This window comes from Actinomycetota bacterium (assembly GCA_028698215.1).
GTDB lineage: Bacteria > Actinomycetota > Humimicrobiia > Humimicrobiales > Humimicrobiaceae > Halolacustris.
Genome location: JAQVDY010000033.1, coordinates 7,758 through 14,051 on the forward strand (window position 1 = coordinate 7,758; position 6,294 = coordinate 14,051).

Annotated in this window: 3 protein-coding genes and 1 riboswitch; all 3 genes read right to left on the minus strand. The window is 39.5% G+C overall.

The genetic code is table 11. The features are described 5' to 3' along the window. A partial coding sequence (locus PHN32_08150; protein ID MDD3777561.1) for a PAS domain-containing protein occupies window positions 1-1,101 on the minus strand: 1,101 nt, incomplete at its 3' end. 45 nt (window positions 1,102-1,146) lie between these two features. Continuing rightward, window positions 1,147-4,026, minus strand: coding sequence for a transporter substrate-binding domain-containing protein (locus tag PHN32_08155; protein MDD3777562.1), 2,880 nt, complete (start codon window positions 4,024-4,026; stop codon window positions 1,147-1,149). Between the two features lie 665 nt (window positions 4,027-4,691). Next, a complete protein-coding gene (locus PHN32_08160; protein ID MDD3777563.1) occupies window positions 4,692-5,633 on the minus strand; it encodes a hypothetical protein in 942 nt (313 codons plus the stop codon). Window positions 5,634-5,695: 62 nt separating this feature from the next. Beyond that, window positions 5,696-5,779, minus strand: a riboswitch (cyclic di-GMP riboswitch). Between the last annotated feature and the right edge of the window lie 515 nt (window positions 5,780-6,294).

Here is a 6,294-nt window from a genome sequence, read left to right on the forward strand (position 1 = left end):
CCCCATTTCCAGAACCCACTTCCGCTCTTTTTTTGCCGTTATGATCTGATATTCATAATTAAAAGGCAACCTCTTGCCCAGGGCCTTTTCCCATTCTTTCCACAAGGGTTCACGGTATTCTGGGGAAATTAAGTCATTGAAAGAAAGTTCTTTGTTATTAATGAGGCTTTCCGGCCGGTAACCAGTCAAATCATAACAGCCTTCAGACACAAATTGCATGGTATATTCCCGGTCATAATTACAGCGGTAAGCCAAACCTGGAAGATTGGAAATAAGAACGGATTTACTGCGCTCGCTCTCTATCAGGTCATTTTCTATGGCCTTCCTCTTGCTAATATCCTGAATAAGGCATATATGGTTATGCTTTTTGCTATTAGATAAGGTAAGGGGGGCTACCACCATATGTACCCAAACAATGGATCCGTCGGGCTTAATATAACGCTTATCCATGGCATAGCTTTCTATTTCCCCGGATCTCAGCTTCTCATAGTTCTTAATATCCTCCTCTATATCATCAGGATGTGTCATCTGGGCCCAGCCCAGCTTTAGCAGTTCTTCTTTTGTTCTCCCCGTAATTTGTTCAAACATAGGATTTATGCGGACTGTATCATTCCTGCCAGTCCCCATAGGCTCATTGCTGTAGGCAATGGCTATGCCAATAGGTGCTTGATGGAAAATGGTATCGAATGTCAAACCCTGTTCATACAGCTTGTTTTCAAGTAATTTTTGGACCCGCAGCAGTTCAATATGAACCTCAATTCTGGCCTTCAGGGAGTCCATTTGGATAGGCTTTCTGATATAGTCTACTGCCCCCAGCTTTAATCCTTTGATTTCATTTTCCAACTCGTCAAAGTTGGTCAATATTATCGTACGCATTTTTTTATAACGGTCATCAGATTTCATTGCATCAAGAACCTGGAACCCATTCATATTAGGCATGTTCAAATCAAGAATAACCAAGTCTATATCTTCATTCTGATCCATCTGTCTCATGGCTTCTAAACCATCGCTTGCAGTCATTACTTCGTATTCCTTCAACCTATTTTTGATGATTAAACGATCTGAAGCCGAATCATCAACAACCAATATTTTTGCAGGCATCACTCTTCCCCCTCCAATCGGATATATTCATTCTGTATCACTTTTTTAGTCCAGGAATTCTTCAATTTCTACCAACAGTTTTTTAAATAATTCAAAAAATTGCTCTTTTAAAAGTAATGTTTCATCTTCCTTTTCATCACTTAGGGCTTTCTGTAATGATATAGACACCTCATACAGTGATTTGGCCCCAATACTGCCTGAACTGCCCTTAACCTTATGGACAATCTGTACAGCATCAGCATATCTTTTTTCACTAATAGCCAAAGAGAGCCCTGCTAAAGTACCCTGGTTTTCATTAAAATATTCACTTAAGACCTGACGGTAAAGGTCTGAATCTCCCCCCATGCTTTTAAGGCCGGCCGATTTATCCAATACAAAAAAGCCTTTACTGCTGCTGCCTTTATCAGCCTCAAGAATATCCTTAATAGTTTGTAAAAAACGGTCAGGATCAAAAGGTTTACTGATATAATGGTGGATCCCACTTTGCTCACACTTTTCCCGAACTCCTAAAATAACGTCTGCAGTCATAGCCACTATAGGCACATCGGCTGACATATTTCTGATTTTTTTAGCTGCCTCATAGCCGTTCATAACTGGCATATGCAAATCCATCAATATCAGGTCAATTTTGTCCTTATGTTCCTGATAAAGTTCAACAGCCACTTTTCCATTGTCAGCCACCAATGCTTCCACCCCTAATTGTTGTAGAAGAGTTTTTGCAATCAATTGATTGGTCTTGTTATCTTCCACCAATAATACAACATGCGGCTTACTAACTTTTACCTGGCTTTCTTCTTTTTTTACCGCAGGCTGTGCGGAAGATACAGCCTTTAACTTAAAAATGTCCAGGATTCCGTTTAGAAGAATAGAAGGAATAATTGGTTTACCCATGCCCATATCAATCCCGTATTCATCAATTTTGTCAAATAAATCTTCCCTCATCATGGGCAATAACATAATAATTTTTGGTACTTTAATCATTTTATGGTTATTTTTAATTGATTCTATAAATTTAAAGCCGCCTTCTACAGGAGTATCATAATCTACTATAAATAAATCAAAAGGTTTGGCAAATTTGCCGTCAGCAGCTTCCAGCATACTTAATGCACTGGCCTGAGAAGTGGTAAGCTCGCACTGCATACCAAATGCGCTAAGATAGCCTCCTATCAAATTTATATTTGCCCCTGTTTTTTCTAAGACCAGCGTCCTGATATCCTTGAAGTGATTACTGGAGAAAGTTTCCGCATACTCCTCTTCCTTTTTCTTATCCACAGTTAAGGGTAAATGAATAATAAAGGTAGTGCCTTCCTTTAAGGTACTGAAAATCTCTATTTTCCCTTTCATCATCTCTACCAGGTTTTTGACAATGGATAATCCCAGCCCGGAACCTCCAAAGCGCCGGGTAATGCTGCTGTCACCCTGGGTAAACGGCACAAAAAGTTTTTTAACTTGTTCTTCAGTCATGCCGATACCGGTATCACGGACCGAGAAAGACAAGTGATACTTATCATTTTCCTTGGCCACCAGTTTAATATCCAGCGAAATTTCCCCCTCATTGGTAAATTTAGCAGCATTGTTTAGAACATTTAGGAGTATCTGCTCTATTCGCTTGGGGTCACCAAAAAACCAATTGGGCACGAGAGGGTCTTTGGATAGTTTAAAACCAATCTTTTGTTCTTCAATTTTATAAGATACTATATTTACTACATCCTGGATAACTTGGTCTATGTTAAACGAAGTGATTTCCAGCTCCACTTTTCCAGCTTCAATTTTAGAATAGTCCAGGATATCATTAATAATGCTCAGCATTATGTTGGATGCTTGGGTAATCCGGTCAATATAGATACTTTGCGTTGAAGCATTATCGGTCTTTTTAAGCAGGTATGCCATACCGGTAATAGCATTGAGCGGCGTCCTTATTTCATGGGACATCCTGGCCATAAAGCTGGACTTGAATTCATTGGCCTCTTCAGCTTCCTGTTTGGCCTTTTCCAATGCAGATTGGACCAGTTCCCGCTTCTTTATCTCTTTTCTTAAACGGACAATCCAATAGAATGAAACCCCCAATACGGCGGCTACAAAGCCGCCAACTATTAAGATGATACGGATAATAGGGCCATAGTCAATCCTTGATTCTAATTCTATCCACTTATTGCTTATGGCTATTTTTTCTTCCTCGGTAATGGTATCCAGTGTTTTATTGAGGATGCTAACTAACTCCGGCCAATCCTGGCGAACTGCAAAATGCAAAGCCTGCTGCTTTTCTGCTTCGAAGGCAATAAATTTTAAATTGGTCAGCGCATTGGACCGTATCAGGTAATTGGTAGTAGCAAGATTCCCAACAAAAGCCCTTTCCGTCCCGTTTGCTACTGCAGTAGTAGCAGCTTCCACAGAGTCGTACAAACTTAAATTTATCTTGGGGTAATCCAGCAGGTAGCTATGATGCGAACTATTCCGCTGCACTGCTACCGTCAGCCCTTCCAGATCTTTGATTCCAGTGATTCCCTTGTCCGTATCCCTGGTTACGATGACCCTTTTAAAGTAGTAATATGGCTCGGAAAAAAGAAAATATTGTTCCCTTTCCTGCGTTTTGGATATTGCTGGTAAAACATCTATATCTCCCGATAAAGCCTGGTCATAAGCCTGGGGCCAGGTCAGGCCTTTAACCACTTCAAATTGTATGCCTGTTTTCTCGCTGATCAATGACAGGTAATCAGTAGCAATACCCCTATATTCTCCATCCTTATCAATGAACTCAAATGGTACGAATTCAGGATCTACGCCCAGCCGGACTACAGGATGGGCTTCCATAAAAGCAACCTCTTCTTCTGTCCAAATGATATTGCCTTCTTGCCCATAACAAGGAGCAGCCATAGTAAAAGCAATGCTAATAAACACAAGCAGGAAGATGAGAAGTTTTCTCATAAATAGTCTCCTTCAAAAATACAGTAAGCTAGACTGTAGCTTTTATCCCCGTAATAGCTGTTACTGGAGTTTGGATAGAAAATAGGTTTACTGATAACCTTATCTGTATTATTTACAGTACCCTCACTTCATCCTGAATATTTGCAACATAGCTCTCCCTGCTATTAATATCTCTGGGCCTATGTTTTTACCAGCGCCACAGGTATTATATTTTAGGATAGTAGTGCCTCTTTATTACTATAGCCAAATTTCGCTTATGGCCTCTATAGGTCTAGTGTTAAATATACTACTTTTTTATAGCCATTGTATATTACCTGCTTTTTCCATTATAAATGTGAAATTGATTAATTGTAAATATATTGCTAAAACTGGTAGGGCTCTGTTTTTTTAATATTTTAGAAAAGCAAGATAGATAGGATACTGTTAAAGCAGGAGGGATGTAAAAATGCCCCTTAGGTTTAATGCCAAAAATGATTAGGCGGCTATGCAACAGGGGTAAAGGATATTTTTGAGAAAACAGTTGTTCGGGAAACCTCCCTTATGGAAAATTCTCCAGGGATCTTGATATGTTTGAAATTTACTTCCGTTTTTCCCTAAAAAATCTTTATAAACAAATAAGCGGGCATTTTTTAGACGCCCGCTTATTTGGGCCTGTAGTAATAATTTTAGAGGGTATTCTTTCTTAGCTTCATTAAAGCAACCGCGAGACCGCTGCCCGCAAGAAGCATTCCCAGCCCCATAAAAACATTGGTCCCATTAAATCCAGTATAGGGAAGCTCTTCCATTTCTCCTGCGACTTCCACTACATCTTCTGAAATTCCAGCTGTCTCCACTACTTCTTCCCCGGAAACTAAGGCTTCCCCAACTTTTTCCATAATTCCAAAGTCTACATAAATAGAGTGGTCTGCGGTGACATTTTCAAAGGTGTATGTTTCTACTGCCCCTAGGTGTGTCCCATCGACTAAAACATTAGAAATCTCATAATTATTATCTCTGGGTGTTATGGTATAGGTTTGGCTTTCACCCTCTGCTACTGTTAACTCACCATGGGGACTTATGGTCCCTCCATTACCATTGGATGAAGTTATATTATATGTAGCAAGAGGCAATACTTCAACTGCCGGAGATGGAGGCGGTGTATTTTTTATGGGCTCCTCATTTTGCTTTTTGGTTACAGTAATCTTAAATGTGGATTCATCTTCTCCCGTCTCTTCTCCCTCTACTCTGTAATAATTGTAAGTAACTGTAGCCGTATTTATAAGGTCTCCAATATCATCCTCTGTAACTACATATTCGTAATTAATGATGTAAGGAAAATCATCACTGGACAGAGAGCCGATATCTCCTTTTTCACCTAGGTCTACCAGGCTATCCTCTACCTTAACATTCCAAAATCCTTCCTCTGGCCCTGACAAATCAAGTTGTTGTACATTGACACCTTCTCCACTTACTACATCTTCTGAGGTTTCATAACTTAAGACTATAGTATAGGTCACAATATCTCCCGGGTGGGCTTCAGTCCTATCAGCAGATTTGCTTATACCTATGCAGCCGGACATTAACATCATTAATCCTATTAGGGCAGCAATTGTTAAAAACTTTTTCATTACTTGTCTTTCTTTTGTAGTGATTTATAAAAAAATCTAATTGAAAAATAAAAAACCGACTAATTAAATTTAGTCGGTTACGCTATTTGCTCTGCTTTTCCCAAGCGTCCAGATAAAGGAAAAGCTGCACTGCATCTAAATCTTATACATATATCAACTTTTTATGAAAAATGAAGTATAGTTTAATTATATTTTAAAGTCAAACAGGATTTCAGATAATAATTTATGCCACAGGTAAGTCAACATGTTCTTTAAGACATTCTTTAAGCAGGAACCTGCTTTTTCCCTGTTAAATATTTAATAGCAGGACGGGCAGGAATACAGTTTAGAAGCCTTGGTGCTTCCTTTGTAAGGATAGGAGAAACTTTAAAAACTACAGGTTGAGAGTGAGAGCGTTGTGCTGCTAGGTAATAGGTTGCTCCCGTTGTTGGTGAAGAGCCTGAATGGGTCAGGCAGTTATTGATATGGTGGAGGCGGCGGGAATCGAACCCTGCTTTTAGGCTCCCCAAACAGCTATTATTGACGCTTATTTGCCATTGTTTTGTATGCCCTCCCTGATGTCTGGCAAGATGAAGTCTGGGACCTATAGATTATCCCTATTTATCCGCTATTATTAGGTTTTGTTCAGTCCTTGCCATTTCCTTGATATCTGAGACCAAAA

Bases quoted from the DNA above. Each gene is read 5' to 3' on its own strand.
- PHN32_08155 (MDD3777562.1), bottom strand. From the start codon at position 4,026: ATGAGAAAACTTCTCATCTTCCTGCTTGTGTTTATTAGCATTGCTTTT.
- PHN32_08160 (MDD3777563.1), bottom strand. From the start codon at position 5,633: ATGAAAAAGTTTTTAACAATTGCTGCCCTAATAGGATTAATGATGTTA.